The sequence below is a fragment of the Nocardioides daedukensis genome (genome assembly GCF_013408415.1).
Lineage (GTDB): Bacteria > Actinomycetota > Actinomycetes > Propionibacteriales > Nocardioidaceae > Nocardioides > Nocardioides daedukensis.
Genome location: NZ_JACCAA010000001.1, coordinates 3,189,712 through 3,216,182, shown reverse-complemented (window position 1 = coordinate 3,216,182; position 26,471 = coordinate 3,189,712). Strand labels below are relative to the sequence as shown.

Here is a 26,471-nt window from a genome sequence, read left to right as displayed (position 1 = left end):
ACGGGCCATGCACGATCCCACTGAATTCGACGATCTCTACGCGTCGGTCCGCGACCGCCTGTTGCTGCAGACCTTTGCGCTCACCGGCGACCTCCCTGCGGCCCGGGGTGCGGTCCGTGACGCCTTCGTCGGCGCATGGCACCAATGGCGCAAGGTCTCGAAGCTCGAGGATCCGGGGTCCTGGATCCGACCGCATGCCTGGAGCCTGGCCCAGCGTCGGCACACCGCCCGGATCTGGCATCGCGACAAGAGCCTGGACGAGGACTCGAAGGCGACGCTCGACGCGCTGTCACGCCTCAGCCTCACCCAGCGCAAGGCACTGCTGCTGACCCACCTGAGCTCGGCCAGCATGGACCAGATGGGCCGCGAGCTCGGGCTCACCGATGTGGCTGCGGCCAACGAGCTGCAGCAGGCCACCGCCCAGTTCGCCATCCACCGCGACGTCCCCAGCACGAGTGTCCGGATCCATCTCGAGGGCCTCGGCTCGCACATCGAGGACACCCGCTTCCCGCGTGCCACGATCATCCGTCGGCGCGGCACGACCCGTCGACGTGCCTACACCACGCTCGGCATCGCTGCCTGTGTCGGCGCACTGCTCGGGGCCGGCGCGATCGTGCACAGCACCGGCGGCGCGACCCCGGAGCTCGGCAGTGTCAGCGCCCACGGCGCAGGCGCGTCCGAGACCGAGGCGGAGAAGGAGCAGCAGGTCGAGGAGTCGGAGAGGCACCTCAACGTCGAAGCGATGCTGACGTCCCGGCAGGTCGATGGGGTGTTCGGCTCCGGGCACCGGGTCGGTGCACCGAGCACCTCGGACAACACGAGCGGGGACGGGTTGAACACCGCCTGCCAACGGAGCCGCTTCGCGGACAGGTCGGGCCTGGCCACCCTGGTCCGCACGTTCCCGGTGTCGGGATCTCCCAAGTCCGGAGTCGTGCAGCGCGTCGAGCTCTCCGCCAGCGAGGACGCGGCCAAGAAGGCGTACGCCGCGACCGTGCAGTGGTTCACCGCGTGCGAGGAGGAGCGCGCCCAGCTGATCTCCGCCTATGCGCTCAACGACATGGCCGACCAGGGCACCATGGTCATGCTGAACACCTGGAAGAAGCCTGCCCAGACCTGGACGGTCAGCGTGGTGCGCAGCGGCAACCTGGTCACGACCGTCGCCCGCCGGGTGGCCTCGCGCGAGCGGGAGAGCGTCAAGCCGTTCGTCAAGCTCACCGTCGAGGCCGTGACGTCGGTCTGCAACCACCCGGCCGCCGGCAACTGCCCGGGGGCGAAGCCGGTCGCTCGACGCATGCCCCCACCGTCTCCGGAGGGCTCGCGTGGCCTGCTAGAGGTCATCGACCTGCCTCCGGTCTCCGGCGTCGACAAGCCGTGGGTGGCGACCACCCCGGTGTCAGCCAAGTCCAACGCTGCGGCCACCTCCTGCGACAAGGCCGACTTCAACACCAAGGCCGTGAAGCGCTCCCTCACCCGCAGCTACGTTGTCCCCGAGGCGCGGCTCTCCAGCAGCTTCGGCCTGACCGAGACCTTGGGCGAGTTCGCCACCCCCGCCCCCGCCAAGGCATTCAACCGTTCCCTCGAGGAGCGGATGGCCGCCTGCGAGGACAAGGACGCCGCCGCGACCGTCACCGAGCTCGACCGCGGGTCTGACGAGACGAGCAGCTATCGCATCTGGCGGGTCTCCATCGAGGTCTCCGAGACACGTTCGGTGCACTTCGAGATGGCCTTGGTCCGTCGCGACAACCGCGTCGTACAGCTCGGCTTCGTCCGCGACGGGAACCACGAGATCTCCGACGAGGACTTCCGTGAGCTGACCCTGCGCGCGTCGGCACGCCTGACCAACCTCACGAAGGACTGACCGGGGCGCTCCGGGGCGCACCGCGGCGCAGCGGCGCGTCTGCACGTGCCGTTGAACCGGGCCCCTCTGCAGCGGCACCGCCGCGGCGTGTCCGCGCCCCACGATCGAACGACGAAGGCCCCCACCGAACCGGTGGGGGCCTTCGTGCTGATCAGTTGATCAGAGGGTCTTCAGGACCTCACGCATCAGGTCAGCGGTCTCGGACGGCGTCTTGCCGACCTTGACCCCAGCGGCCTCGAGGGCCTCCTTCTTTGCCTGCGCGGTGCCCGAGGAGCCGGAGACGATGGCGCCGGCGTGGCCCATGGTCTTGCCCTCCGGGGCGGTGAAGCCCGCGACGTAGCCGACGACCGGCTTGGTCACGTGGTCCTTGATGTAGGCAGCTGCCCGCTCCTCGGCGTCTCCGCCGATCTCGCCGATCATCACGATCGCCTTGGTCTCCGGGTCGTTCTCGAAGGCCTCGAGGGCGTCAATGTGCGTGGTGCCGATGATCGGGTCCCCACCAATGCCGATGGCGGTGGTGAAGCCGTGGTCACGCAGCTCGTACATCATCTGGTAGGTCAGCGTGCCCGACTTCGAGACCAGGCCGATCGGACCCTTGCCCGCGATCGTGTGCGGCGTGATACCGGCCAGCGACTCCTCCGGCGAGATGATGCCGGGGCAGTTGGGGCCGATCATCCGAGTCTTCTTGCCGTCGAGGTAGGCGAAGACCTCGGCGCTGTCCTGGACCGGGACGCCCTCGGTGATGACCACGATGAGGGGCATCTCGGCGTCGATGGCCTCGATGCAGGCGGCCTTGGTGAAGGCCGGCGGCACGAAGAGGACCGACACGTCTGCGCCGGTCTCCTTCATCGCCTCTTCGACGGTGCCGTAGACCGGAAGGGTCTCGCCGTTCAGCTCGACGGTGGTGCCTGCCTTGCGAGCGTTGACACCGCCGACGATGTTGGCGCCGGACTGGAGCATCAGGTCGGTGTGCTTGGAGCCCATGCCACCGGTGATGCCCTGGACGATGACCTTGGAGTCCTTGTTGAGATAGATCGTCATAGCTTCTGCGTTCTCCAGTTTCTCAGGCGTTCGCCAGCTCGGCGGCCTTGTCGGCCGCGCCGTCCATGGTGTCGACCAGGGTCACGAGCGGGTGAGCCAGCTCGTCCAGGATCGCGCGACCCTTCTCGACGTTGTTGCCGTCGAGACGAACCACGAGCGGCTTGGTGGCCTTATCACCGAGGAGCTCGAGAGCACCCTTGATGCCGTTGGCGACCTCGTCACAGGCGGTGATGCCGCCGAAGACGTTCACGAAGACGCTCTTGACCTGCTCGTCGTTGAGGATCACGTCGAGACCGTTCGCCATCACCTGGGCGTTGGCGCCGCCACCAATGTCGAGGAAGTTGGCGGGCTTGACGCCGCCATGTCCCTCACCGGCGTAGGCGACCACGTCGAGGGTGCTCATCACGAGGCCCGCGCCGTTGCCGATGATGCCGACCTGGCCGTCGAGCTTGACGTAGTTGAGGCCGAGACCCTTGGCCTTCGCCTCGAGCGGGTCGGCCTCCTCGCGGATCTCGAACTGCTCGTGGTCGGGGTGACGCACCTCGGAGGCGTTGTCGTCGAGCGACACCTTGCCGTCGAGGGCCTCCAGCTTGTCGCCCTCGAGGCGAGCCAGCGGGTTGACCTCGACCAGGGTGGCGTCCTCTTCGACGTACACCTTCCACAGGTCCTGGACCATCTTGATGGCCTGGTCACGCAGCTCGGCGGGGAACTTAGCCTCGTCGACGATCGCGGCGGCCTTCTCCGGGGTCACGCCCTCGAGCGCGTCCACGGGGATCTTCTTGACGGCGTCGGGGTTGGTCTTGGCGACCTCCTCGATCTCCACGCCACCCTCGACCGATGCGATGCACAGGTGCGAGCGGTTGGAGCGGTCGAGCAGGAAGGAGAAGTAGTACTCCTCCACCGGCGGGGTCGCCGGCGTGACCAGCACGCGGTTGACGGTGAGGCCCTTGATCTCCATGCCGAGGATGTTCGAGGCGTGTTCGAACGCCTCGTCCGCGGTCTTGGCCAGCTTCACTCCGCCGGCCTTGCCGCGCCCTCCGGCCTTCACCTGGGCCTTGACGACGGTCACGCCACCCAGCTGCTCAGCAGCGGTCCTGGCTTCTTCGGCGGTCTGGACCACAACACCAAGGGTCGTGGCCACGCCGTGCTTGGCGAAGAGTTCCTTCGCCTGGTACTCCATCAGGTCTGACATCCACCCAGTCCTTTTTCTGTTCGTTACAGTCCGGGGATTCCATTGGGCACACTAGACCTGTATGGCGCAGGGTCACTACCGCGGGTCCTGATCTGGACGTGTGAACGGAATGTGAACTGACCCGCACCGATCGAGAAGATTCAGCGATAACGCTGCGCGATGCCACACAGTTGTCCACAATGGACCGGGTCGGAGTTTGACCGCACACGGGTCGCATCGACTATTGTCTGAGGCTGTTTGTCCCCGAGGTTCAGGATTTCTGTATGGGTAACCACCGAGCTCCCCGTCGTGGAGCGAAGTCCGCGACCCCGGGAACTCCGGTCGGAACCACCCCCGACTCCTCCTCTGCAGGCAAGCGCAGGGCGGTCAAGCACGCCGGTTCGCGTGGGCCCCTCTTCCGCGGACTCCCCTCCGCACCCGTCCTGCTCGGCCTCGCCGCGCTGACCATGTCGGCAACCGGCGCCGTCACGCTGAGCCACAACGGTGTCGCCACCGCTGTCTCCCCCAACCTGCAGCTGACCAGCGCTGCCAACGCCCTGAGCGGCGAGAGCGTCGTCGCCTCCACTTCCGCCAAGGTCCAGCGCAAGCAGGCCGTCTCGCGTGACTCGCGCCGCGACGCCCTGCAGGACGCCTCGACGGAGCGGCTCCAGGAAGCGGCCGAGGCCGTCGCCAAGGAGCGCAACGCAGAGCTGATCAAGCTCGCGAAGTCCGCCGAGAAGCACGCCGCCGTGCTGGAGACCAAGGGCTGGACCCTTCCGCTGGCCGGCTACCGCCTGACCGCCCGCTTCGGACAGTCCAGCGGCCTGTGGGCGCGCAGCCACACCGGCCTCGACTTCGCCGCCCCGAACGGCACGCCGGTCATGTCGGTCACCGGTGGCACCGTGACCTCGGCCGAATATGCCGGCGCCTACGGCAACCAGATCATCATCACCACCGAGGAGGGCGAGGAGCTGTGGTACTGCCACCTGTCGTCCTACTCGGTCTCCGTCGGTGACAAGGTCCGTCCCGGCGAGGTCATCGGCACCGTCGGCAGCACCGGGAACAGCACCGGCCCGCACATGCACCTCGAGGTGCGTCCCGGCGCCGGCGACCCGGTCGACCCCTACCAGGCGCTCATCGCCCACGGCGTCACTCCCTGACGGAGTCCGCCGTCTGCGGATCCGCCCTCAGTGACCCCGAGGGCGCTCGGTCAGCAGTGACCCGACAGCGTCCAGCCCTCAGTGGCTGAACGGCCCGTCGCCTAGAGCCTCTCCACGGGCGCATAGCGCAGCAACAGGCGCTTGACCCCGTCGGAGCCGAAGTCGATCGAGGCGACCGACTTGTCACCGGCTCCCTCGACCGAGACCACGGTGCCCAGTCCGAAGGTGTCGTGGGTGACCCGGTCGCCCGGGTCGAGGCTGGGGATCACCCGCGCCGGTTTCGCCTTCTTGGCGGCGTCGAGGCGCGCGGCCTGGCTGCCGAAGTTGCGGCGTCCGGCTGCCGTCGGCGCACCGAAGTCGATGCCGGACCTGCTCGCGTGGTCGGTGCGACCCCACGAGGTCTGCGCGCCGGCTGTACGGCGCCAGTCGACCAGGGTCGGCGGGATCTCGTCGAGGAAGCGGGACGCGGGGTTGTGCGAGGGAGCGCCCCAGGCCGAGCGCATCACCGCGCGGGAGAGGAAGAGCCGCTCGCGGGCGCGGGTCACGCCGACATAGGCCAGGCGACGCTCCTCCTCGAGCTCGGGCCGGTCCCCCAAGGAACGCATGTGCGGAAAGACCCCGTCCTCCATCCCGGTCAGGAATACGACCGGGAACTCGAGGCCCTTCGCGGTGTGCAGGGTCATCAACGTGACGACTCCCTGCTCCTGCGCGTCCGGCTCGTCGGGGATCTGGTCGGCGTCGGCCACCAGGGCGACCCGCTCGAGGAAGTCGGAGAGATTGGGGGTCACGGTCCCGGCCTCGACGTCGGCAGGGTCCGCCGAGGGGCCGGCGACGGGATCGTCGGAGAACTCACGAGCGACGGCGACCAGCTCGGCGAGGTTCTCCACGCGGGTCTCGTCCTGCGGGTCCTCCGACTCCTCCAGGGAGGTGAGGTAGCCCGAGCGCGCCAGCACCGACTCCAGCACGACGTCGGGACGCTCGCCGGCGTCGACCATCGACTGGAGCTCCTCGATCATCGCCACGAAGCCGTTGATCGCGTTGAGGGAGCGCGTCGCGATGCCGGTGGCCTCCGAAGCCCTGCGCAGCGCCTCGAAGAAGATGATCCCCTCGCGCTCGGCGAAGGCGGAGACCATCGCCTCGGCCCGGTCACCGATGCCCCGCTTGGGGGTGTTGAGGACCCGGCGCAGTGAGATCTCGTCCGCCGGGTTGGCCAGCAGCCGCAGGTAGGCCAGCGCGTCGCGCACCTCACGACGCTCATAGAAGCGCACGCCTCCGACCACCTTGTAGGGCTGGCCGGTGCGGATGAACACCTCCTCGAAGACCCGCGACTGGGCGTTGGTCCGATAGAAGACCGCCACATCACCGGGCCGTACGTCGCCCTCGTCGGTGAGCTTGTCGATCTCCTCCGAGACGAACCGCGCCTCGTCCCGCTCGTCGTCGGCGACATAGCCGACGATGCTCGCGCCCTCACCGGAGTCACTCCACAGCCGCTTCGCCTTGCGTCCCTGGTTGTTGCCGATCACCGCGTTGGCTGCGTTGAGGATGGTCTGGGTGGAGCGGTAGTTCTGCTCGAGGAGGATCGAGGTCGCGTCCGGGAAGTCCTGCTCGAAGTCGAGGATGTTGCGGATGTTGGCGCCACGGAAGGCATAGATCGACTGGTCGGCGTCGCCGACCACCATCAGCTCGGCCGGCTCGACCCGCTCCCCGCTGCTGGTGGCAGCGGGATCGTCGGCGGGGTCCACCTCCATCGAGTGGGCGCAGAGCTGGTGGATCAGCGCGTACTGCGCGTGGTTGGTGTCCTGGTATTCGTCGACGAGCACGTGCCGGAAGCGTCGGCGGTAGACCTCGCGGATGTCCGGGAACGTCGCGAAGAGCTGGACCGTCATCATGATGATGTCGTCGAAGTCGAGGGCGTTCGCGGCCCGCAGGCGGCGCTGGTAGAGCGCGTAGGCGGCGGCGTACTTCTGCTCGAAGCTGTTGCCGCCCTGTGACTCGGACACCGCCTTGGCCGCGTCGTCGGGGTCCTTGAGCTCGTTCTTCTGGTTGGAGACCCAGTTGAGGACTGCGCGGGGCTGATATTTCTTCGGGTCCAGGTCGAGGTCCTGGCAGACCAGGGTCATCAGCCGCTTGGAGTCGGCCGCGTCATAGATCGAGAAGCTGGACTTGAAGCTCGCGCCCTCGGCGTTGAAGGCGGTGATCTCCTTGCGGAGGATCCGCACGCAGGCGGAGTGGAAGGTGGAGACCCACATGATCCGCGCGCGCTTGCCGACCAGGTCCTCGACCCGCTCCTTCATCTCGGCGGCGGCCTTGTTGGTGAAGGTGATCGCCAGGATGGAGCCGGGGTGCGCCTTGCGTTCCTTGATCAGCCAGGCGATCCGCCGGGTCAGCACCCGGGTCTTGCCGGACCCGGCGCCCGCGACCACGAGCAAGGGGCGCCCGGCGTGCACGACAGCAGCACGCTGCGGTTCGTTGAGACCCTCCAGGAGGGCTTCACTGGTGGGGGTCCGCCGTGGCTCGACGGACTCGAGGCCGGGGATCGGAAATGAGGTGCTCATGCTGTGCGCAACCCTACGTCGCGCCGGGGACAGCCCTCACCCAGCGGGGTCCGAGCAGCAGCAGAACCGGCACCGCCAAGGGCTACCAGGGAGACGGCTCAGACGTGGGCCGACGACCAGAAGACCGCAAGGCCGACGTTGAGGACGGCGAGTGCGATCAGGCCGTAGTAGAGACCGTTGGAGATCTTCGGCTTGCGGAGGTTGGCCATCACCAGACCAAGGATCACCAGGCCGACGAGCAGCTTGGCGCCGATCTTGGCGTGGTTCACGTCGCCGTCGCCCGCCTCGAGCACGCCGACCAGCGCGAGGCCGGCGAGGAACGCCGTACCGGCTCCATCACGCATCGCCGAGTTGACGACCTTGTCGACCACGCCCAGCTGGGCGAGCAGCCCACCGAACAGGGCGGCGAAGCCGAGGAGGTGGAGGAAGAGAAGAACGAGGCGGAGGGTGTCCATGACCGGATCCTACGACGTTGTGTCGTAGAACCCGCTCACCACCCCGTCACTTCGCAGCGTCAGTCTTCGAGGCCGCTGCCTTCTTGGCGGGGGCCTTCTTGGTGGCGGTCCTGGTGGCGGCCGGCTTCGCTGCCGAAGCCTTCGTCGCAGTGGTCTTCTTGGCGGTCGACTTCGATGGCGCCGCCTTCTTGGGCACCGCCTTCTTGGTCGCCTCCTTGATCCGCGACGGCTTCTTGGTCGGACGCACCACCAGCACCGGGCAGGGCGCGTAGTGCTGGACCCGCTGTGCGGTGCTGCCCATCAGCACCGTGTCGCTGAGGCCACGGCTGCCGGCCGCGATCACGACCAGCTCCGCGCCGTAGGTCTTCGCGGCCTTGATGATCTCGTTGGCCGGTGATCCGCTGCGGATCCGCTTGTGCACCTTGCCGTGCCAGCCGTCGAAGACCGCGGCCAGGGCGTCGAGCGCGTCCGAGGCAGCCCGCCTCGAGGAGGTGCTCTCCACCATGCTCTCCGCCTGCTTGGAGGAGGACAGGTCGTTGGCGAAGGCGATCGCAGCGAGCGGCCGGATCACCGCGACGATCGAGATCTCGGTGACCTTCTCCGGATCTGCGAACGACTTGAACTTCTTGGCTGCGGTCAGGGACTGCCGAGATCCATCGGTTGCGATGACTACGTGCATGACTCACTCTCCCAAGGTGTTGGACGGGTCCGGGTCGCCACGCTCGGCTCCGCGGGACCGGTCGCGTCGTCCCCAGAACATCTCTGCGAGGAAGAGCACGAGTCCGACACCCAACAGGGCCGCGCAATAGATCAACGATGACGGGTCGTCATAGACAACGTAGACCAGAAGGACCGCGTTGCCGAGCACTCCGAGCACGAGGAGCGCGGTGTTCGCACGGAAGGTCTCCCCCGTCTCGTCCTGGCCGCGCAGCTTCAGGCAGGCCACGATGACGAGCGCATAGATGAACAGGGTGAACACGACGGTGACGCTGGCCAGCTTCTCCAGGTCTGCGGGCGAGAGCAGCAGGCCGGAGATGACCACGGCGGCGAAGATCAGCGCCACCCACGGGCTGCGCCGGCTCTCGTGCACCTTGGCGAAGACACCCGGTACGACGTCCTCGCGGGCCATCCCGTAGAGGATGCGGGACTCGGTGACCACTGCGACCAGGGTGGTGTTCGTGATCGCCACCATCGCAATGATGGCGAACATGATGCCGAGGAACCCGACGTCGACGGGCAGTACGCCGGACTTCACGACCTCGATCAGTGCGACCTTGCCCTCGTCCTGCAGCACCGTCATCGGCAGCACCAGCGCGGCGGTCATCGCGACTGCGACATAGAGGATGCCCGCGGTGATCATGCCGCCGATCAGGGCCCGGGGGAAGTCCTTGGCCGGGTTGACCGTCTCCTCCGCCACGTTGGCAGCGTTCTCGAAGCCGGTCATCGCGAAGAAGGCCAACGCGACTCCCGAGATGACGCCGAGGATCGCGCTGTCCTGGGTCTCGAACTGGGTGAGCACCCCGAAGTCGGCGTTGCCCTCCACGATCGTCCACACCCCGATCACCAGGATGATCAGCAGACCGCCGAGCTCGACGAACGTCATCACCATGTTGGCGACGACCGACTCGGTGATGCCGATGAAGTTCACGACCGTCAGCGCCACCACGAACAGCAGGGTGATCAGCAGCGCCGGGGGCAGGTCCCAGACCTCGTTGAAATATTTCGCGAACCCGAGCGAGAGCGATCCCGCCGCGGCGAAGCTCGCCGAGAGCATGCACACCGTGATCAGGAAGCTGAGCGGCCGGTTCTTGAAGGCCTTGTTCACATAGAGCGCGGCGCCGGCCGCCTGGGGATATTTCGTCACCAGCTCGGCATAGGCCAGACCGGTGATGGTGGCGACGGTGACTCCGACTGCGAACGCGATCCAGAAGGCTCCGCCGACGGCGATCGCGACTGCGCCGATCAGGACGTAGATCCCTGACCCCAGCACGTCGCCGAGGACGTAGAAGTAGAGCAGCCTCCCGGTGATCGAACGCTTCAGCTCGCTCTCGTCCTGGGGGTCGAGCCCCTCGACCGTGCCTGCTTTTCCATCGGCCATGATGCTTGGCCTCGCTTCCCGAGTCAGTGAGCGTGCAGGTGGAACTACCGTTCGTGGCCGGTCCATCGCACCCTGCGCCGGGACTGTTGTCAATCACCTCGCCGGTGGCGACGGTCACTGAAACGCGCGGGGTCAGCTCACAGGAGGCGGCGGTCCGACGCCCAGCGGGTGAGCTCGTGGCGCGAGGAGAGCTGGAGCTTTCGGAGCACCGAGCTCATGTGGGTCTCCACCGTCTTGACGGAGATGAAGAGCTCCTTGGCGACCTCCTTGTAGGCATAGCCACGGGCGATCAGCCGCATCACTTCCCGCTCCCGCTCGGTGAGCCGGTCGAGATCCTCGTCGACCGCGGCGACCTCGATCGAGCCGGCGAAGGCGTCGAGCACGAAGCCGGCGAGTCGGGGTGAGAAGACGGCGTCGCCCTCGGCCACTCGCCTGATCGCGTCGACGAGCTCGGTGCCGGTGATCGTCTTGGTGACATAGCCCCGCGCCCCGCCGCGGATGGTGCCGATCACGTCCTCGGCGGCGTCACTGACGCTGAGCGCCAGGAACCGCGCGTCGACCCCACCGAGCTGGCGCATCACCTCGATGCCGCCGCCGCCGGGCAGGTGCACGTCGAGCAGCACCACGTCCGGCCGGTGCTCCCGGATCGCGGCTACGGCCGTGGGCACGTCCTCGGCCTCCGCGACGATGTCCAGCGCGCCCGGGGCGGCCGCGCCCTGGAGCTCGGCGCGCACCCCGGCACGGAACATGGCGTGGTCATCCACGATGACGACTCGGGTCACGATCTCTCCTCCTGCAACGGCATCTTCAACACCACTTCGGTGCCGACTCCCGCCGTGCTCCTGATCTCGGCGTGTCCGCCGTGGCGCTCCATCCGAGCCACGATGCTGCCACGGACACCGTGTCGGTCCTCGGGCATGGCAGCAGGGTCGAAGCCCACGCCGCGGTCCTTGACGAAGATCTCGACCGCCGAGGGTGACACCTCGGCGTACACGTCGATCTTCGGCGCACCGGCGTGCTTGGCTGCGTTGGTGAGCGCCTCGCGGGTGGCGTGCACGATGGGCGCGACGGTCTCGGGGACCGGGGTGTCGCCCACGGTGACGGTCTCGACGTCGACCCCCCAGGCGTCCTCGATCTCGGCGCTCAGCTCACGCAGCGCGGCGGCGATCGACTCACCGGAGTCGGTCGGCGTGGTGAACAACCAGGCGCGCAGGTCGCGCTCCTGGGAGCGGGCCAACCGCGAGACGACGGCGGGGTCGTGGGAGTTCTTCTGGATCAGGGCAAGTGTCTGGAGCACGGAGTCGTGCAGGTGCGCCGCGACGTCGGCACGCTCCTGGCTGCGCACCCTCTCGGCGCGCTCGTCGACCAGGTCGGAGGCGAGCCGGAAGATCCACGGGCCGAGGGTGATCGCGATCCCGATCACGCCGAGCAGCCCCGCGATCACGATCTCGCGCGCCACCCCGACTCCCCCGCTGGTGAGCGCGAACGTCCCGAGTGCCACGAAGATGAGCGCACCGCCGGCGAAGACTCGCGCGTATGACGCCCAGCCCCCGGCACCGAAGAGCGCACGGAGTGGGTTGATTCGCTCCGAGGAGTCGATCCACCGCTCGCGCTGCGCCTCATCTGCCTGGCGCCAGATCAGGGCTACACCGACGATGCCGATCACCAGCGGCCAGAACAGGGCGCCCCTGCCGAACGCGGTCTCGAACATCAGCACGATCCCGATGCCGAGTGCGCCCAACGCGATGGTGGGACCGATGTCGCCGAGCTTGCGCGCTTCCTGCGGCCGCTTGCCGGTGCGGGTCGCCGACGCGAGCCCCGGCGCCTCGTCACTGAACCGCTCGTCCGTGGGGAGCACCATCCACAGGCCCGCATAGAACGCGATCCCGGCTCCACCCAGGGCGGCGCCGATCATGAAGCCGATCCGCACCCACAGCACCGGCAGGCCGAGATGGCGCGCCAGGCCCGACGCGACGCCGCCCAAGTAGGTGCCGGCGGTGTCGCGGGTCGCCCGTCGGGTTTCGTGGGGTGCGAGCGTGGGTGCAGTGCTTGTCATCGTGACACCAATCGTCACACAGCCAGCGCGACTCAACCATGAGGATCGTCCCTGACCCGACCCCTGAGCCGACCCTGACCCCTGAGCCGCACCCAGGGTGACGAATCAGGGTCTTTCCCGATGGTTTCTGCTCACGCGAGGGACGAAGGTTGAGCCATGACAGAGAACTTCCCTTCCGGCCACGCTGGTCCGGAGCAGCCGGACCCCCGGGGATCGAGCAGCTCGACCGGCGCCTCGACCGGCGCCTCGACTGGCGCCTCGACTGGCACACAGGCGCCTCCTTCCCCCGACGCAGGTCCCCGCGTGGACGGCGAGCAGATGCGTGACCTGGCCCGGCTGCGGCGCAGCACCACCGACAAGCACGTCGCCGGAGTTGCCGGAGGTCTCGGCCGCCATCTCGACGTCGACCCGGTCATCCTCCGCGTCGCATTCGTCGTCCTCACCTTCTTCGGTGGAGCCGGCGTGATCCTCTACATCGCCTGCTGGCTGATCGTTCCCGACGACGACGAGCAGGTCACCTTCCGCCTCGACACCCGGTCGCGGACCGTGGCGTTGTTCGGGGTCGGGATCCTCGCCGCTCTCGCCCTGGTCGGTGACGCCTGGGGACCCGGCTGGTTCCCCTGGCCGCTGCTGATCGTCGGCGTGGTCGCCTGGCTGATCCTGTCGCGCCGAGACCACCGAGCGCACGACTCAACCGCGTCGCACTGGCCGGGAAGCCACATGTGGGGTCGTGAACCTGCCGCACACACCGCACCGCCCGCCCCCGCCGGTGCCACCACACCCCCCTTGCGCACGCCCCACGCCTTCGCCGGGCCGCCCAGCTGGGGTCCCCGGCCCCCGCGCAACCCGCGCAAGCGCGGACCGATCCTGTTCTGGTTCACCCTCGCGCTGACCGCCCTGGCGCTGGGCAGCCTGGGCATCGTCGACATGGCCGGCGCGGACGTCCTCGGGTCGGCATACCCCGCCCTGGCCCTCGGCGTGATCGCGCTGATGCTGATCGTGGGTGCGTTCTACGGACGGGCCGGCGGGCTGATCTTCCTCGGGTTGGTCGCTGCTGTCGCGCTGACGCTCGGCACCGTGGTCGACCGCTGGGACGGCACCCGGATGATCGAGCGTCCCGAGACCGCCTCCGCGGTCCAGGACAGCTATGCCTTCGACGCCGGCGAGCTCGAGCTCGACCTCACCCAGGTCACGGACCTGGCCGAGCTCGATGGCCGCACCATCGACATCGACGTCGACCTCGGTCGGGTCGAGGTGATCGTCCCGGACGAGCTCACCGTCGCGGTCGAGTCCCGAGTCGACGCGGGCGGCGGCATCAGGCTGTTCGGCATGCACCGCGAGGGCTGGGACATCACCTTCGACAGGGTCCACCGCGGCCCCACCGGAGCCCCCACATTGACCATTGACGCCGAGCTCGGCTTCGGCGAGATCGAGGTGAGCACCCGATGAGCACTCCCATCCACGACGACCACTCCGGCCGTCACCCGGTCAACACCGGCCACCTGGTGATGGGCCTGGCGTTCGCCGGACTGGTCGCCATCTGGGCCGTGATCAGCAGCGACCTGGTCGAGAACCACGACATCCGCTGGCTGATGCCCGTCCCCTGGGTGGTCGCCGGTGCCGTGGGCCTCGGGGTCTCGGCGTGGAGCAGCCTGCGCCACAAGCCGGCGTACGACGTCGGCGAAGCGCCGGGCTTCATGCCCCCGGCTGCCGCCGACAACTCGGACTGGAACACCGAATCAAGCACCGAATCAAGCACCGATTGGGGCACCGAGCCCACCCGGACGATCGAGACCGACGACCCGAACCACGAGGAGAACCGATGAGCTCGACCCGCCCACACCACGCCCAGCGGCGAATGATCCGCAGCCGCGACACCCAGATGATCGGCGGGGTCTGCGCCGGGGTGGCGAACTACTTCCACCTCGACACCAACCTGGTCCGCGTCCTCACCGTGATCGGCGCACTGTTCAGCTTCGGCACCGTCGCCGTCGCCTACATCGCCGCCTGGGTCCTGCTGCCCAACGCCTGAGACACAACATCTGAGGCCAAGCCCACGACGTCCTGCGAATCGGAGCTCACGGCTCCGGTTCGCAGGACGTCTGCGTGCTTCAGTTCCAGATCGCTCCTGCCCACTCGGGGTGGTCGATGAACGGGTTCCGGTTGTGCTGGAACTGCTCGAAGATCACGTCGTTGCGACGCTTCTCGAACGTGCTCGGCGGGTCCTGGGCGTTCCACTCCAGGAGCACCGAGATCCTGCCCATGTAGGGGTTCGAGCCGTTGTTGACCAGGTCGTTCGGCTCGAGGTCAGCCCAGCCGTCGCCGCCCTCATAGCGGATCGCCATGTAGAGGATCATCCGCGCGACATCACCCTTGACCGCGTCCGGCGGCTCGAAGGAGTCCGAGTCGGTGGAGCATCCCGAGCACTCGCTCACCGTGCCGCCGCCGTTGTCGAAGTCCTTGTTCCCACGGGTCGAGTTCACCGACACGTCCGTGGGCCGCAGGTGGTGGATGTCGGTGCCGGGACCGGTCGCGGTGCCGAAGTCTCCGTGCGACTTGGCCCAGACGTGCTCGCGGTTCCAGTCGTTCGGGTCCCCGCCGTTGGTGGACTTCGACTGCGAGCGTCCCGAATAGAGCAGGAGGACGTTGCTGGTGTTGTTCGGGTCCTGGTCGGTGAGCTTCAACGCCTCCCACACAGCGCTGTAGCTGAGCTTCGTCTGCGACGAGATGATCGTGTGCAGCTCGTCGCGCAGGTCCTCGCCGGTCTTGCCCAACGCCGAGGCGTAGTAGTCGTCGTGCTCACCATCGCCTGGCTCCGGTTCCGGGTCTGGCTCTGGGTCAGGCGTGGTCCCGGAGAACGCGAACGCACTCGCAGACTTCAACCCAGGATGGGAGAAGTACGCCGTGAGCGCGCCCGTCACGTCGATCTGCTTGCCCTTGAGCGACGGGTTCGAGCGCAATCCCCACTGGGAGCGGAACTCACTGGGCACCTGCACGTAGAGCATCTGCGAGGTGCTGGTCTGTGAGGCGTTGTCCGCGATCGCAATCGCATAGTCGTTGGGATAGGCGGAGGTGATCACCGTGTCGGTTGCCGTCGGCTGACCGACGACGTAGCCGCGCACGGTGGCCGAGCCGCTCTGGTTGCCGATCGCCTGCGACACCGTGATCGGCGTGTCCGCGTTGGCCTGTCCTGCAAGTCCGGGGACCAGGGTGGCCAGGAAGGTGAGGATGACCAGGACCGCAGTCCTGCCCAGCATGGTTCTTTGATGCTGCCCGAGAGTAGTTGTCATTGCAGCACCCTGCCCCGATCGCGCCGGGGCGGCAAGGGTCCTCATCGACGCGCACCCTGCTCGGTCAGCCACTCCTCGCGGGCGATGAGCGCGGTGTCGAGGTGGTCGGAGAAGAGGCCGTCGACGCCGGCCTCGAGGAATGCCTTGGACTCGCTGATCGAGTCACCCTTGGCGTTCGGGTCCTCACCGATGCGGAAGTTGGTGGCCATGAACTGGTTCTCGTCGCGGATCGTCCACACGTGCACGATGAGGTCGGCTACGTGGGCGTCCTCGACGAAGGCCGACGGCTCACCGGTGGCTCCGGCCGCGTCGCGGGGCAGCACGAGGTTCTTGTGCGCGCCGACGCCGTCGGCATAGTCGGCGATCTCGCGGAGACCCTCGGCGGTGGCCAGGTCGGCATACGTCCGGTCATCACCCGCAGCGACCAGGTCGTACGGCGCCCCCGAGGCGTCCATCAGCTGGGCCAGCGGCACCCGGGTCATCGAGTCGAGGTCGCGCAGGTTCTCGGTCTCGAAGGACTGGATGATCACCTTCGACTTCTTCTTGTCCAGTCGGTGCTCACGCAGCTCCTGGACCAGTGGCTCCTCGAGCGAGAGGTCGATGGAGTCGAAGTAGGTCGGGTGCTTGGTCTCCGGGTAGACACCGATCGTGCGGCCGGTCCGCTTCGACTCCCGCTTCACCAGCTCGAGGACCTCCTCGAAGGTCGGGATCTCGTAGCGGCCGTCGTAGCGGGTGTTGTCCACACGCACCTGGGGCAGGCGCTCCTTGGCGCGCAGCGTCTTGAGCTCGTCGAGGGTGAAGTCCTCGGTGAACCAGCCGGTGGTCGCTCGGCCGTCGATCGTCTTGGTGGCCTTGCGGTCAGCGAACTCGGGGTGGTCGGCCACGTCGGTGGTGCCGCTGATCTCGTTCTCGTGACGGGCGACGAGCACCCCGTCCTTGGTGGAGACGAGGTCGGGCTCGACGTAGTCGGCGCCGTGTCGGATCGCCAGTTGATAGGCGGCGAGGGTGTGCTCGGGGCGATAGCCGGAGGCGCCACGGTGGGCGATGATCTGCGGCGTGCCAGCGTCCTTGCCATGCGCCTTGCCAGCTGTCTTGCCGGCCTTGGCGGAGCTGGAGGACACGGCACCGGGATCGGCGGTGGCGGTGCCTGCGGGGACCAGCAGGAGCGAGGCCGCGAGGGCCGATGCAGCCAGGACGAGAGTGGGTCGTGCGGTGGCGAGAGTCTTCCCGAGAGATGTCATGCGTTCAGCGTTGTGGCTCCAGGTTGCCGGGGCTACGCCAACCGGTGAACGTCGGATGACGCGTGGCGCTCGTCGCGCACCTCGAGGACCAGATCGGGGTGGTCGGTGATCAGGCCGTCGACCCCGGCATCGAGGAACGCTCTCGCTTCGGCCGCCAGGTCACCCGGCGCGCCGGCCCCCGCGGAGGTGCGCAGGTTGCGTGGCAGGAAACGGTTCTCGGCGCGCAGCGTCCAGACGTGGACGGTGAGCCAGAGCCGGTGGGCGTCGCGGACGAGGTTCGACGCAGCGCCGATCGAGCCGCTGGGGTCCCGGGGAAGCACCAGGGACTTGTGCGCGCCGATGCCATCGGCATACTCATCGATCCAGGCCAGGCCCTCGGGGGTGCAGAGGTCGCCATAGGTGCGCTGGTCCCGTGCCGCCACGAAGTCGGAGGGCTGCTGGTCGGCGGCCTCGAGCAGCTGGATCAGCTCGACCCGGGTCTGGGAGGCCAGGCGACGCAGGATGGTCGGCTCGAAGCTCATCACCGAGACCCGGGAGCGCGGGTGGTCGACCTCGTGCCGACGCAGGTCGGCAAGCAGGAGCCGGTCGAGCGGCAGGCCGATCGAGTCGAAGTAGGCCGCGTGCTTGAGCTCGAGCAGCACCCCGATCGAGCGGTTGCCACGCACCGACTCGGCGCGGACCATCGCCAGCACCTCGTTGAGCGACGGGATGCCGCACGCTCCGTCGTACGCCGCACTGTCCGGCCGGATCGTCGCCAATCGCTCGCGGGCGGTGAGACTCTTGATCTCCGCCAGGGTGAAGTCCTCGACGAACCAGCCGTTGCGCTCGATGCCGTCGACCATCCTGCTCGTGCGCCGCATCGCGAACTCGCGGTGTGCCTCGATGTCGGTGGTCGCCGAGATCTCCGACTCGTGCCGGGCGACGAGCAGGCCGTCGCTGGTCGGCACCAGGTCGAGCTCGATCGCGTCCGCGCCCATCCTGATCGCGAGCCGATAGGCCTCCAGGGTGTGCTCGGGGCGATAGCCACTCGCACCGCGGTGGGCCACGACCTGGGGAGTCACCACCAGGCTGGGGTGGACCCGGGTGCGGGTGCGAGGCGACACGGCAAGTTCGGTCACGAGGCCAGTCAGGCAGGTGCGTCCGACGCTGCGGTGACGCTCAGGTGAATGGTGAACGGCGATTGTCTGTTCCCCCTGCCGCCCTGCGGGTCACCAACTACGGCAGTTCGCCGACTCGAGCGGCCAGCTGAGCGGTGATCGGCATCCGGGAGTGGCGAACTGCCGTAGATACGCACACCTGCCCGGCTGGCACGATGGGCGTATGCCCGATCTCGACTTGATCCCGGTCCTTGACCGCCTCGACCTACTCGCTGACCCGGTCGCCGCCGCGCTCAAGGCGTGGCCGCACGCCGGCGACGTACGCGTCATGGAGATCGACCCCGAGCTGGCCGATACCGCGGTGATGTCGGAGGCCTATGGCACCGCGATGGAGCAGTCGGTGAACTGCGTGGTCATCAGCGGCAAGCGGTCCGGCGTGGAGCGCATCGCCGCGTGCCTGGTCCGCGCCGACACCCGGGCCGACGTGAACACGGTGGTGAAGAAGCTGCTCGACGTGCGCAAGTGCTCCTTCCACCCGATGGACCGCGCGGTCGAGGAGACCTCCATGGAGTACGGCGGGATCACCCCGATCGGACTCCCTGCCGAGTGGCGGATCCTGGTCGACCCGCGGGCCGTCGAGGTGGACGAAGCGATCATCGGCAGCGGCGTACGCCGTTCCAAGCTGTTCCTGCCCGGCCGGCTGCTGGCAGAGCTCCCGGGTGCAGAGGTGATCGAGGGCCTGGCCGGCTGAGCGGATCATGTCGTGCTGCCAATCAGCACGCGCGCAACTGCACCGCGCCGGCTCGCAACCGACACCACCTACCACCTGGTCGTGGATTGATCGATGGCCCCGGACCCTACTGTCCGATTCGGATTCGCGCCGACCAAAGAACGCGTGTGACGCAGCGCGCAGGGTCCCACACCACCAGCACGCGGAGCCACGGCCCGTGACGGCGGCACATGAGGACGAAGCGGAACGGATCGCAACTTGGAGTGGGGCAACAACTGCCTGTCCGGCTAATTAGGGACACTGCGATTGAATCCCCCCGGCGTGTCCGGAGACTTTCTAGTTTGAGACTCCAGCGTTTGCTGGGGTCCGGTGGTGAGCGTAGTGAGCGGCTTCTGCCTCGACGGGTGTGAGGTCGTCGCAGTACTCGTGGGGTCGGCGGCGGTTGTACCAGTCGACCCATTCAGCGGTGGCGATCTCGAGGTCGTCGAGCCCCTTCCACGGCCGCTGCTTCTTGGCCAGTTCGGTCTTGTAGAGCCCGATGGTCGATTCGGCCAGGGCGTTGTCATAGGACGACCCCACGGCACCTGTCGAGGGCTTGATCCCAGCGGTGTCGAGCTTCTCGGAGTAGGCCACGGACAGGTACTGGACCCCGTGGTCGTGGTGGGCGATCAGACCCGTCAGATCGCGACCTTCACGGCCGCGGGTCCAGATCGCTTGGTCGACCGCGTCGACGACGAACTGGCTGGTCATCGTGGTCGACACCGACCAGCCCAGGATTCGCCGGGCGTAGGCGTCGATGACGAACGCGGTGTAACACCAGCCCGACCATGTCGAGCAGTAGGTGAAGTCCGCAACCCAGAGCCGGCCGGGTGCCAGGGGCCGGAAGTTCCGGTCCACCAGGTCCAGCGGTTTCGGGGTCTTCGGGTCGCTGATCGTGGTCCGCTTGACCTTGCCCCGCACTGCACCTTGCAGACCCATCTCGCGCATCAGCCGCTCCACTGTGCAGCGCGCGATCGGCAGCGCATCGGACGGGCGTTCCCGGTTCAGCGTCAGCCACACCTTCCTCGCGCCGTAGACGCCGTAGTTTGCAGCGTGAATGGTGGCGACCTTCGGCTTCAGGTCCGCATCGCTGACCTCTCGGGCAGTCGGCTTACGGCCGCGGTGCTCGTAGTAGGTCGCGGGGGCGATCTTGGCGCCCAGCTCAGTGAGCTGGGCGCAGATCGACTCGACACCCCATCGCAGACCGCCCTCGTCGCGGTGGCCCGCGACCGAATCGATGTAGGTCACGATCAACGCTGTGGCCGGTCGAGTTCGGCCGCGAAGAAAATCGATGCGCTCTTGAGGATCGCGTTGGCGCGCTTCAGCTCGGCGTTCTCCCGCTTCAACCGCTTCAACTCAGCCGACTCCTCGGTGCTGACACCGGGCCGCTTGCCGCCATCGATCTCAGCTTGGCGGCACCATTTCCGGATCGTCTCTGGCGTCCCGACACCCAGCAGCGTCGCGACCTGCGTCATTGCGGCCCAGTCCGACTCGTGGTCGGGCCGGATCTCGCTGACCATCCGGACCGCCCGCTCACGCAGCTCGGCCGGGTACCTCTTCGACGTACTCCCTGACATGACTCCAACCTTCCCAAGGAACGGAGTCTCCGGACTCGCCGGGGGGATTCAAGTGTTGGTATCGAGTCTGCGGCACACTCAGAAACTGAACTCTACGAGGCGGCCACTCGACTCCAGCGATCACCCGCCGCGGACGATCACGCCCTCACCGCAGTAGAAGGAAGAGCAGACGGATCAGGTCTGAATGTCACCGTGGTGGCGCCGGACGCGAGTAAGTCGACCTCAGACCGGCGCGCACAACTGCAGCACGCCGCGCTCGTCCCGGTTCTCTCAATCAAGGAAGTGACACTCGGCGACCACGCCAGCGTCAAGAACTTCAGTCGAGGCAACGACAGTCCGCCTTGGTACGCCGGAGGCATGCGCGGCAGCAATTGCACGCTAGGTTTCGCGGTGAAAACTGCCACTGACGAGGTACGGCTAATGACCGCCAACCATTGTGGAGGAGCGGTTGGCGGTAACGTGAGGGACGGATCCGGCGACCTTATCGGCACGCTTACAGTGCGCAACAGTGAATGGGATGCCCAACTTATACGTCCCACGAACTATTCCGTTCTCACAGGCTATGGACGCGTCTTTCATGGTAACTGGTATACAACTTCAAGCAGAGCAGTGATCGGATCAACATATCCCATTGTCAATGACTATCTGTGCGTTTCCGGAGCGTTTTCAGGAACGCACTGCAGTCTTCGAGTCACATCAACAAACTTTTCAGGACCATCAGGTCAGGCTGGCGACGGTCCGCGGCTCGTCGTTACAGCCGCCCCAGGTGAATACGCAGGATGCTCTGGTGATTCAGGGGGGCCGATTATCGACCCTTCAGGCACCGCGTCTAGCCACGCCGCTGGGATGGTCATTGGACCGGCAGACCCTTCAATCAACGAACTCGTCACTAGTAACGTGAGAGGCGGCGGCGCAGTCTGCAACAGACAGATCACCTTTTTTCGTCACACCGCCGTTGCAGGCCATTTCAACGTAAACACGATAACCCACTAATAGTGTGGGGGGTGGGATTAGCGCGATCCCACCCCCCACTGCGGCGCCAGCGTCACCGATGGCGCGTCGCGATGTTCGACGGTGAAGGGCACTGAATATCTCTCCGAGAGCAGAGCGTCGACGGACTCGGTGTCCGGGTTCCTCTGGACAACGAACAGTCCCGCGCCCCGGTTCGACACGGTGAGGACCGCGATGTTGACCTCACCTGCCCGTCGGAGTTGCTCCGCATCGGCTGACACCTTGGCCATCGCAGCAGTGAGCTCGGCGCGTGAGTGCTTCGCTGTCCGGAACTCGATGGGGACGGACCCGGCCAGCTCCCTTATGTGCGCGTCGAAGTCGTCGGTGCCTGCCCCGGTGTCGACCCGGTAGACGATGAATCCCTTGCCACCGGGGCCACGTTCGACTCCCGCACAGATTTCGCTGCGTGTCCGTTCGCAATAGGGCCCGACCTTGCCCTGGACGCGGACGCGTGCCTCATCGGCCGGGTCACGCTCGCCCTCCTCGAAGGCTGTCGGCTTCGTTGGGTCAGGGGCGGGAGTGGCCGTGCTGCCCCCGGCCGGGCCTGGCTCATGGCCATCTTCCGCCATCGAGAGGGCCAGCGGCGCCGCGGCCGCGATCAGAGCCGTCAGAGCGGCTGCGCTCCAGCCTGCTCGCCGACGAGCACGGCGGCGCTGCGCGCCGTGCTCGACCGCAGCAAGCAGGTCGGCGGGCGCGTCCATGGACCAGTCGAGCTCGTTCAGCGCCGACCGAAGCTCTCGGTCTTCTGTCCCGGTGTTCATCGACCCGCCTTCACATTCACCGTGGCCGGATGGTCCAGGTGTGAGCGCATCGCCCGTCGAGCGCGAGACAGGTGGCTTGCCACTGTGCCGGGGTTCATGCCGGTCTGCTCGGCGATCTCTTGCACGCTCTGGTCATAGATGTATCGCAGGACGAGAACCACCCGCTGCTTCTCGCTGAGCCGTCGAAGGCCACGGACGAGCTCGTCGCGCAGACCCAGGGCATCGGCGGGTGAGTCGTGGCTGGGCTCAGGGTCAGGACTCCCGATCACCTCGTGACGGCGACGACGCCACAGGCTGATGTTCGTCCGGACCATAGCGCGACATGCATATGCGACCGGATTATCAATCGTCCCCCAGCGTCGCTCCATCTTGATCAACACCTCCTGAACCAGGTCCAAAGCGTCATGACTGTCCGCTGTCAAGGAGTGGGCATACCGCAGCAGGCCAGGGCTCGCATCGACAACGAAGTCCCTGAACGTGGCGCCGGGATCACTCTTCACAACTTGGAGACGCTCCTCGTGACGAGAACATTGCATTTGGATCGAAGTCGATTATCTCGGCGCCAAGAATTCTCTAGGATGAGAGCGCCCTGAGTGGCTCCGTTTTCATTCTCCGTTCCTCAATGCTTGATGGCCCATTTCGCCCACCGTAGCCCTGTCCGGGCGAGTCCTTCGACGGCTTAGACAGGTAGGTCCGGGCGCAGAGGTGATCGAGGGCCTCGCCACCTGAGCGAAACTGATTGGCGGACCCAACCCACGAAAACGTAGCGTGGGCTGGTGCGCAAGCTTCCCTACGACGACCCGGGCGTCGCGGACCACCGGTCCCCCGGCCGCTACCTGTGGTGGCTGGCGAAGGGCCAGTGGCAGACCCTGGCGATGGGGATGGTCTTCGGCATCATCTGGATGGGCTCGCAGGCCGTCATGCCGGCGGTCATCGGCCGGGCCATCGACGAGGGAATCGCCGCACGGGACAGGGACCAGCTGTTCTTCTGGGCCGCGGTGATGTTCGCGATCGGCCTCGTCCAGGCGGCGTCGGGGATCATGCGGCACCGGTTCGCCGTGACCAACTGGCTGGCGGCCGCCTATCGAACCGTCCAGCTGGTCGGCCGACAGGTCTCCCGGCTCGGCGGCGCTCTCCCCCGCAAGGTCTCCACCGGCGAGGTCGTCGCGATCGGCAACAGCGACATCTCCAACCTCGGCCAGGTCATGGACGTCAGCGCGCGCTTCGCGGGCGCCATCGTCTCGTTCTTCCTGGTCTCGATCATCCTGCTCCAGACCAGCGTCACGCTCGGTCTCATCGTGCTGATCGGCGTCCCGGCGCTGATGCTCCTGATCGGGCCGCTGCTCAGGCCGCTCCAGGACCGCAGCGCGAAACAGCGGCACCTGATGGGCGACCTCTCCAACACCGCCAGCGACATCGTCGGCGGTCTCCGTGTGCTGCGTGGCGTCGGCGGCGAGGCGGTCTTCCTGGATCGCTATCGTCGCGAATCCCAGCGCACCCGTCGCGCCGGCGTACGCGTCGCGAAGCTGCAGTCCGTCCTCGACGCACTCCAGGTCCTGCTGCCCGGGGTCTTCGTGGTGATCGTGGTCTGGCTGGGCGCCAGGTTCGCCGTCCGCGGGGAGATCACCGCCGGTGAACTGGTCGCCTTCTACGGCTATGCCGCGTTCCTGATGATCCCGCTGCGCACGGCCACCGAGTATGCCAACAAGCTGATCCGCGGTCGGGTCTCCGCCCGCCGCGTGATCACCGTCCTCGCGCTCGACCCCGACGTGGTCGCGGTGGCCGACCCGGCCCCGCCGCCACCTCCCGGCTCCGAGCTGTACGACGTGCGCACCGGGCTCCGGGTCAAGCCCGGACTGGTGACCGCGATCGTCTCCGACCAGCCCGACGACGCGGTGCTGCTGGCCGACCGGCTGGGCCTCCAGGCGCCCGATCCGGACGACGACGTCGCGCTGGGCGGCACTCCGCTGACGCGTCTCGACCCTGACGTCGTCCGGAAGCGGATTGTCGTCTCCGACACCGCAAGCACGCTCTTCTCCGGGCACCTCGGCGCGCAGCTGGACGTGGCGGGTCGCGGCGAGGAGCAGGTCGCGCGTGCCCTGCACACCGCCAGCGCCGAGGACGTCCTCGATGCGCTCGAGGGCGGGCTGGACGGCGAGGTGGCCGAGCGCGGACGGTCCTTCTCCGGTGGCCAGCGGCAGCGGCTCGTCCTGGCCCGCGCGCTCCTCATCGATCCCGAGATCCTCGTGCTCGTCGAGCCGACGAGCGCAGTCGACGCACACACCGAGTCCCGGATCGCCTCCCGCCTCAGGGAGCACCGTCGTGGCCGCACCACCGTCGTCTCGACCACGAGCCCGCTGATGCTCGACGCGGTCGACGTGGTCGCGTTCCTCGAGGACGGGCGGATCGTCGCGAGCGGCACTCACCGAGAGCTGCTCGACGACTGTCCGGCCTATCGACGCGTCGTGATCCGCGAGGCCGACTTCGAGGCGACCGACCACGAGCCGGAGGCAGTGCGATGAAGCAGTCCCTGCCGGTTGCCGGCTCGCGTGAGGTCCGTGCCTATGCCCTGCAGATCGCCCGCAACCACCCACGGATGCTCTGGCTGGCGCTCGGTCTGCATGCCCTTGCCGCGCTGGCAGGGCTGGCGGCGCCCCGACTCATCGGGCAGCTGGTGGAGGCCGTGGAGAAGGGCACCACCGTCGCGACGGTGGACCGCACCATCGCGCTGCTGGCCGGGTTCCTGCTGGTCCAGGCGATCCTCACCCGCTATGCGCGGTTCATCTCCCAGTCCCTGGGCGAGGAGGTGCTCGCGGAGCTCCGCGAGGACTTCGTCGAGAACACGCTCGCGCTCCCGGTGGGCGTCGTGGAGTCGGCCGGCTCCGGGGACCTGCTCACCCGCACCTCCCGCGATGTCGACCAGCTCGGCTGGTCTGTGCGCTGGGCGCTGCCGGAGTGGACCATCGCCGTGATCACCGCCATTCTCACCTTCGTCGCTGCGCTGTCGGTCGGCTGGTGGGTGGCACTCCCCTGCCTGCTGGGCGTGCCGCCCCTGGTGATCGGACTGCGGTGGTACCTCGCCCGCGCCAAGGAGGGCTACCTGCGCGAGAACGCGTCGTACTCCCAGATCAGCGAGACTCTCACCGAGAGCACCGAGGGCGCCCGCACCATCGAGGCGCTCGGCATCGGGCACGAGCGCGTGGCCGCGCTCGACGCCGACTGTGCGGGGTCCTATGCGGCGGAGCGCTACACGCTGCGGTTGCGGACCGTCTTCTTCCCGAGCATGGAGCTCTCCTACCTGCTGCCGACGGTGGCCACGCTGCTCTTCGGTGGCTGGCTCTACACGCAGGGCTCGGTGAGCCTGGGCGAGGTGACCGCGGCGACGCTCTATGTGCAGATGCTGATCGACCCCGTGGACCGGATCGTCTCGATCCTCGACGAGCTCCAGGTCGGCGGCGCCTCCCTGGCCCGGCTGCTCGGTGTCGCCCAGGTGCCCGACGACCGGGTCGCGACCGGAGCCCAACCGCTGGGCGAGAAGCTCGACGCCCGTGACGTGCACTTCTCCTACGTGGAGGGGCGCGACGTACTCCACGGGATCGACCTGTCCGTGGGTGTCGGGGAGCGGATCGCGATGGTGGGTCCGTCCGGCGCTGGCAAGTCGACGTTGGGCCGGCTGCTGGCGGGCATTCATCCCCCGCGCGCCGGGTCGGTGACCGTCGGTGGGGTCGGGCTGACCGAGCTGCCCCTGGACGACCTGCGCGGCCATGTCGCGCTGGTGACCCAGGAACACCACGTCTTCGCCGGCACCGTCCGGGAAAACATTGCGCTGGCCGCCGCGCACGTCGCGACCGATGAGGAGGTGTGGGCCTCCCTCGCCGCGGTGGATGCCGACAGCTGGGTGCGCGCCTTCCCCGAGGGGTTGCAGGAGAAGGTCGGCTCTGGTGGCCGGGCACTGTCCGCCGCGCAGGCCCAGCAGGTGGCGCTGGCCCGACTGGTCCTGGCCGACCCGCACACCCTGGTCCTCGACGAGGCGACCTCGCTGATCGACCCGCGAGCCGCGCGGCACCTCGAACGGTCCCTGGCCGCGGTCCTGCACGGCCGGACCGTCATCGCCATCGCGCACCGGCTCTTCTCCGCGCACGACGCCGACCGTGTCGCGGTCGTGGAGGACGGGACGATCTCGGAGTTCGGCTCGCACGACGAACTCGTCGCCGCGGGCGGCTCCTATGCCGCGCTGTGGGAGTCGTGGAACGGTGGGAACGACCGCCATGGAGCGCCCAGCGACTGATGGGCCGGGTCCGATCCTGACCGGTGGATCACGCCCCGGAGCA

22 protein-coding genes are annotated in these 26,471 nt (G+C 67.7%); 8 read left to right on the top strand and 14 right to left on the bottom strand.

The annotated features are described in order from the left end of the window. Positions 1-7 precede the first annotated feature (7 nt). Entirely contained in the window at positions 8-1,858 is a 1,851-nt protein-coding gene (locus tag BJ980_RS15730; protein WP_179503158.1) for a SigE family RNA polymerase sigma factor, read from the top strand. Positions 1,859-2,017: 159 nt separating this feature from the next. On the opposite strand, the gene sucD is transcribed toward BJ980_RS15730, so the two are convergent. Both sucD and sucC read right to left on the bottom strand, forming a co-directional pair. Then, positions 2,018-2,899 carry a succinate--CoA ligase subunit alpha gene (gene sucD, locus BJ980_RS15725; protein ID WP_179503157.1) on the bottom strand — a complete coding sequence of 294 codons (882 nt, stop codon included), beginning with the start codon at positions 2,897-2,899 and terminating at the stop codon, positions 2,018-2,020. A 22-nt stretch (positions 2,900-2,921) separates the two neighbouring features. Next, on the bottom strand, positions 2,922-4,091 hold the full coding sequence (gene sucC, locus BJ980_RS15720) for an ADP-forming succinate--CoA ligase subunit beta (protein WP_179503156.1): 1,170 nt from the start codon (positions 4,089-4,091) through the stop codon (positions 2,922-2,924). Between the two features lie 263 nt (positions 4,092-4,354). Here sucC and BJ980_RS15715 point away from each other — a divergent pair, with 263 nt between their 5' ends. Beyond that, positions 4,355-5,230, top strand: coding sequence for a M23 family metallopeptidase (locus BJ980_RS15715; protein WP_179503155.1), 876 nt, complete (start codon positions 4,355-4,357; stop codon positions 5,228-5,230). Positions 5,231-5,331: 101 nt separating this feature from the next. On the opposite strand, the gene pcrA is transcribed toward BJ980_RS15715, so the two are convergent. The 6 genes from pcrA to BJ980_RS15685 all read right to left on the bottom strand — a co-directional run bounded on the left by pcrA (position 5,332) and on the right by BJ980_RS15685 (position 12,394). Next, complete coding sequence (gene pcrA / locus BJ980_RS15710; protein ID WP_179503154.1) at positions 5,332-7,785, bottom strand: DNA helicase PcrA; 2,454 nt, start codon at positions 7,783-7,785, stop codon at positions 5,332-5,334. A gap of 98 nt (positions 7,786-7,883) precedes the next feature. Continuing rightward, positions 7,884-8,240: a hypothetical protein gene (locus tag BJ980_RS15705; protein ID WP_179503153.1), complete on the bottom strand. Its 357-nt coding sequence runs from the start codon at positions 8,238-8,240 to the stop codon at positions 7,884-7,886. A gap of 46 nt (positions 8,241-8,286) precedes the next feature. Continuing rightward, positions 8,287-8,919, bottom strand: coding sequence for a universal stress protein (locus BJ980_RS15700; protein ID WP_218855542.1), 633 nt, complete (start codon positions 8,917-8,919; stop codon positions 8,287-8,289). Positions 8,920-8,922: 3 nt separating this feature from the next. Then, positions 8,923-10,338, bottom strand: a complete 1,416-nt coding sequence (locus BJ980_RS15695; protein ID WP_179503152.1) for an APC family permease — start codon at positions 10,336-10,338, stop codon at positions 8,923-8,925. Positions 10,339-10,475: 137 nt separating this feature from the next. Beyond that, positions 10,476-11,120, bottom strand: coding sequence for a LuxR C-terminal-related transcriptional regulator (locus BJ980_RS15690; RefSeq protein WP_425490334.1), 645 nt, complete (start codon positions 11,118-11,120; stop codon positions 10,476-10,478). Continuing rightward, positions 11,117-12,394: an ATP-binding protein gene (locus BJ980_RS15685; RefSeq protein WP_179503151.1), complete on the bottom strand. Its 1,278-nt coding sequence runs from the start codon at positions 12,392-12,394 to the stop codon at positions 11,117-11,119. The genes BJ980_RS15690 and BJ980_RS15685 overlap by 4 nt, the downstream gene beginning before the upstream one ends. A gap of 156 nt (positions 12,395-12,550) precedes the next feature. Between BJ980_RS15685 and BJ980_RS15680 the strand changes: the two genes are divergently transcribed. Genes BJ980_RS15680 through BJ980_RS15670 form a run of 3 tightly spaced genes read left to right on the top strand, consistent with a single transcriptional unit; the run spans position 12,551 to position 14,426 of the window. Then, entirely contained in the window at positions 12,551-13,843 is a 1,293-nt protein-coding gene (locus BJ980_RS15680; RefSeq protein ID WP_179503150.1) for a PspC domain-containing protein, read from the top strand. After that, complete coding sequence (locus tag BJ980_RS15675) at positions 13,840-14,220, top strand: hypothetical protein (protein ID WP_179503149.1); 381 nt, start codon at positions 13,840-13,842, stop codon at positions 14,218-14,220. Before BJ980_RS15680 ends, BJ980_RS15675 begins: the two co-directional genes overlap by 4 nt. Continuing rightward, positions 14,217-14,426, top strand: coding sequence for a PspC domain-containing protein (locus tag BJ980_RS15670; protein ID WP_179503148.1), 210 nt, complete (start codon positions 14,217-14,219; stop codon positions 14,424-14,426). The genes BJ980_RS15675 and BJ980_RS15670 overlap by 4 nt, the downstream gene beginning before the upstream one ends. A 79-nt stretch (positions 14,427-14,505) precedes the next feature. Here the strand turns inward: BJ980_RS15670 and BJ980_RS15665 are convergent, their stop codons facing one another. From BJ980_RS15665 to BJ980_RS15655, 3 genes are all read right to left on the bottom strand, one after another. Then, on the bottom strand, positions 14,506-15,651 hold the full coding sequence (locus BJ980_RS15665) for an endonuclease (protein ID WP_179503147.1): 1,146 nt from the start codon (positions 15,649-15,651) through the stop codon (positions 14,506-14,508). Positions 15,652-15,725: 74 nt separating this feature from the next. Next, complete coding sequence (locus tag BJ980_RS15660; RefSeq protein WP_179503146.1) at positions 15,726-16,925, bottom strand: glycerophosphodiester phosphodiesterase; 1,200 nt, start codon at positions 16,923-16,925, stop codon at positions 15,726-15,728. Between the two features lie 32 nt (positions 16,926-16,957). Continuing rightward, on the bottom strand, positions 16,958-18,043 hold the full coding sequence (locus BJ980_RS15655) for a glycerophosphodiester phosphodiesterase family protein (RefSeq protein WP_179503145.1): 1,086 nt from the start codon (positions 18,041-18,043) through the stop codon (positions 16,958-16,960). A gap of 202 nt (positions 18,044-18,245) precedes the next feature. Between BJ980_RS15655 and BJ980_RS15650 the strand changes: the two genes are divergently transcribed. Next, positions 18,246-18,773 (top strand): YbaK/EbsC family protein, encoded by a 528-nt coding sequence (locus BJ980_RS15650; protein ID WP_179503144.1) that lies wholly within the window; start codon positions 18,246-18,248, stop codon positions 18,771-18,773. Positions 18,774-19,088: 315 nt separating this feature from the next. On the opposite strand, the gene BJ980_RS15645 is transcribed toward BJ980_RS15650, so the two are convergent. The 3 genes from BJ980_RS15645 to BJ980_RS15635 form a co-directional block, all read right to left on the bottom strand. After that, a protein-coding gene (locus BJ980_RS15645) for an IS3 family transposase (protein ID WP_218855541.1) occupies positions 19,089-20,368 on the bottom strand; the annotation gives its coding sequence in 2 pieces (ribosomal slippage) (positions 19,089-20,080 and positions 20,080-20,368; 1,281 coding nt in all). Between the two features lie 1,010 nt (positions 20,369-21,378). Then, positions 21,379-22,140, bottom strand: coding sequence for a hypothetical protein (locus tag BJ980_RS15640; protein ID WP_179503143.1), 762 nt, complete (start codon positions 22,138-22,140; stop codon positions 21,379-21,381). Beyond that, entirely contained in the window at positions 22,137-22,676 is a 540-nt protein-coding gene (locus BJ980_RS15635; RefSeq protein WP_246279989.1) for a SigE family RNA polymerase sigma factor, read from the bottom strand. The genes BJ980_RS15640 and BJ980_RS15635 overlap by 4 nt, the downstream gene beginning before the upstream one ends. A gap of 240 nt (positions 22,677-22,916) precedes the next feature. On the opposite strand from BJ980_RS15635, the gene BJ980_RS15630 reads away from it, so the two are divergent. Continuing rightward, positions 22,917-24,662, top strand: a complete 1,746-nt coding sequence (locus tag BJ980_RS15630) for an ABC transporter transmembrane domain-containing protein (RefSeq protein WP_179503141.1) — start codon at positions 22,917-22,919, stop codon at positions 24,660-24,662. Then, positions 24,659-26,428 carry an ABC transporter ATP-binding protein gene (locus BJ980_RS15625; protein WP_179503140.1) on the top strand — a complete coding sequence of 590 codons (1,770 nt, stop codon included), beginning with the start codon at positions 24,659-24,661 and terminating at the stop codon, positions 26,426-26,428. Before BJ980_RS15630 ends, BJ980_RS15625 begins: the two co-directional genes overlap by 4 nt. Positions 26,429-26,471 lie beyond the last annotated feature (43 nt).

Coding starts and splice junctions, on each gene's coding strand:
- BJ980_RS15640 (WP_179503143.1), bottom strand. CDS start 22,140: ATGAACACCGGGACAGAAGACCGAGAGCTTCGGTCGGCGCTGAACGAG.
- BJ980_RS15695 (WP_179503152.1), bottom strand. CDS start 10,338: ATGGCCGATGGAAAAGCAGGCACGGTCGAGGGGCTCGACCCCCAGGAC.
- BJ980_RS15625 (WP_179503140.1), top strand. CDS start 24,659: ATGAAGCAGTCCCTGCCGGTTGCCGGCTCGCGTGAGGTCCGTGCCTAT.
- BJ980_RS15715 (WP_179503155.1), top strand. CDS start 4,355: ATGGGTAACCACCGAGCTCCCCGTCGTGGAGCGAAGTCCGCGACCCCG.
- BJ980_RS15675 (WP_179503149.1), top strand. CDS start 13,840: ATGAGCACTCCCATCCACGACGACCACTCCGGCCGTCACCCGGTCAAC.
- BJ980_RS15650 (WP_179503144.1), top strand. CDS start 18,246: ATGCCCGATCTCGACTTGATCCCGGTCCTTGACCGCCTCGACCTACTC.
- BJ980_RS15700 (WP_218855542.1), bottom strand. CDS start 8,919: ATGCACGTAGTCATCGCAACCGATGGATCTCGGCAGTCCCTGACCGCA.
- BJ980_RS15705 (WP_179503153.1), bottom strand. CDS start 8,240: ATGGACACCCTCCGCCTCGTTCTTCTCTTCCTCCACCTCCTCGGCTTC.
- BJ980_RS15665 (WP_179503147.1), bottom strand. CDS start 15,651: ATGCTGGGCAGGACTGCGGTCCTGGTCATCCTCACCTTCCTGGCCACC.
- BJ980_RS15685 (WP_179503151.1), bottom strand. CDS start 12,394: ATGACAAGCACTGCACCCACGCTCGCACCCCACGAAACCCGACGGGCG.
- BJ980_RS15730 (WP_179503158.1), top strand. CDS start 8: ATGCACGATCCCACTGAATTCGACGATCTCTACGCGTCGGTCCGCGAC.
- sucC (WP_179503156.1), bottom strand. CDS start 4,091: ATGTCAGACCTGATGGAGTACCAGGCGAAGGAACTCTTCGCCAAGCAC.
- pcrA (WP_179503154.1), bottom strand. CDS start 7,785: ATGAGCACCTCATTTCCGATCCCCGGCCTCGAGTCCGTCGAGCCACGG.
- BJ980_RS15670 (WP_179503148.1), top strand. CDS start 14,217: ATGAGCTCGACCCGCCCACACCACGCCCAGCGGCGAATGATCCGCAGC.
- BJ980_RS15680 (WP_179503150.1), top strand. CDS start 12,551: ATGACAGAGAACTTCCCTTCCGGCCACGCTGGTCCGGAGCAGCCGGAC.
- BJ980_RS15635 (WP_246279989.1), bottom strand. CDS start 22,676: ATGCAATGTTCTCGTCACGAGGAGCGTCTCCAAGTTGTGAAGAGTGAT.
- sucD (WP_179503157.1), bottom strand. CDS start 2,899: ATGACGATCTATCTCAACAAGGACTCCAAGGTCATCGTCCAGGGCATC.
- BJ980_RS15660 (WP_179503146.1), bottom strand. CDS start 16,925: ATGACATCTCTCGGGAAGACTCTCGCCACCGCACGACCCACTCTCGTC.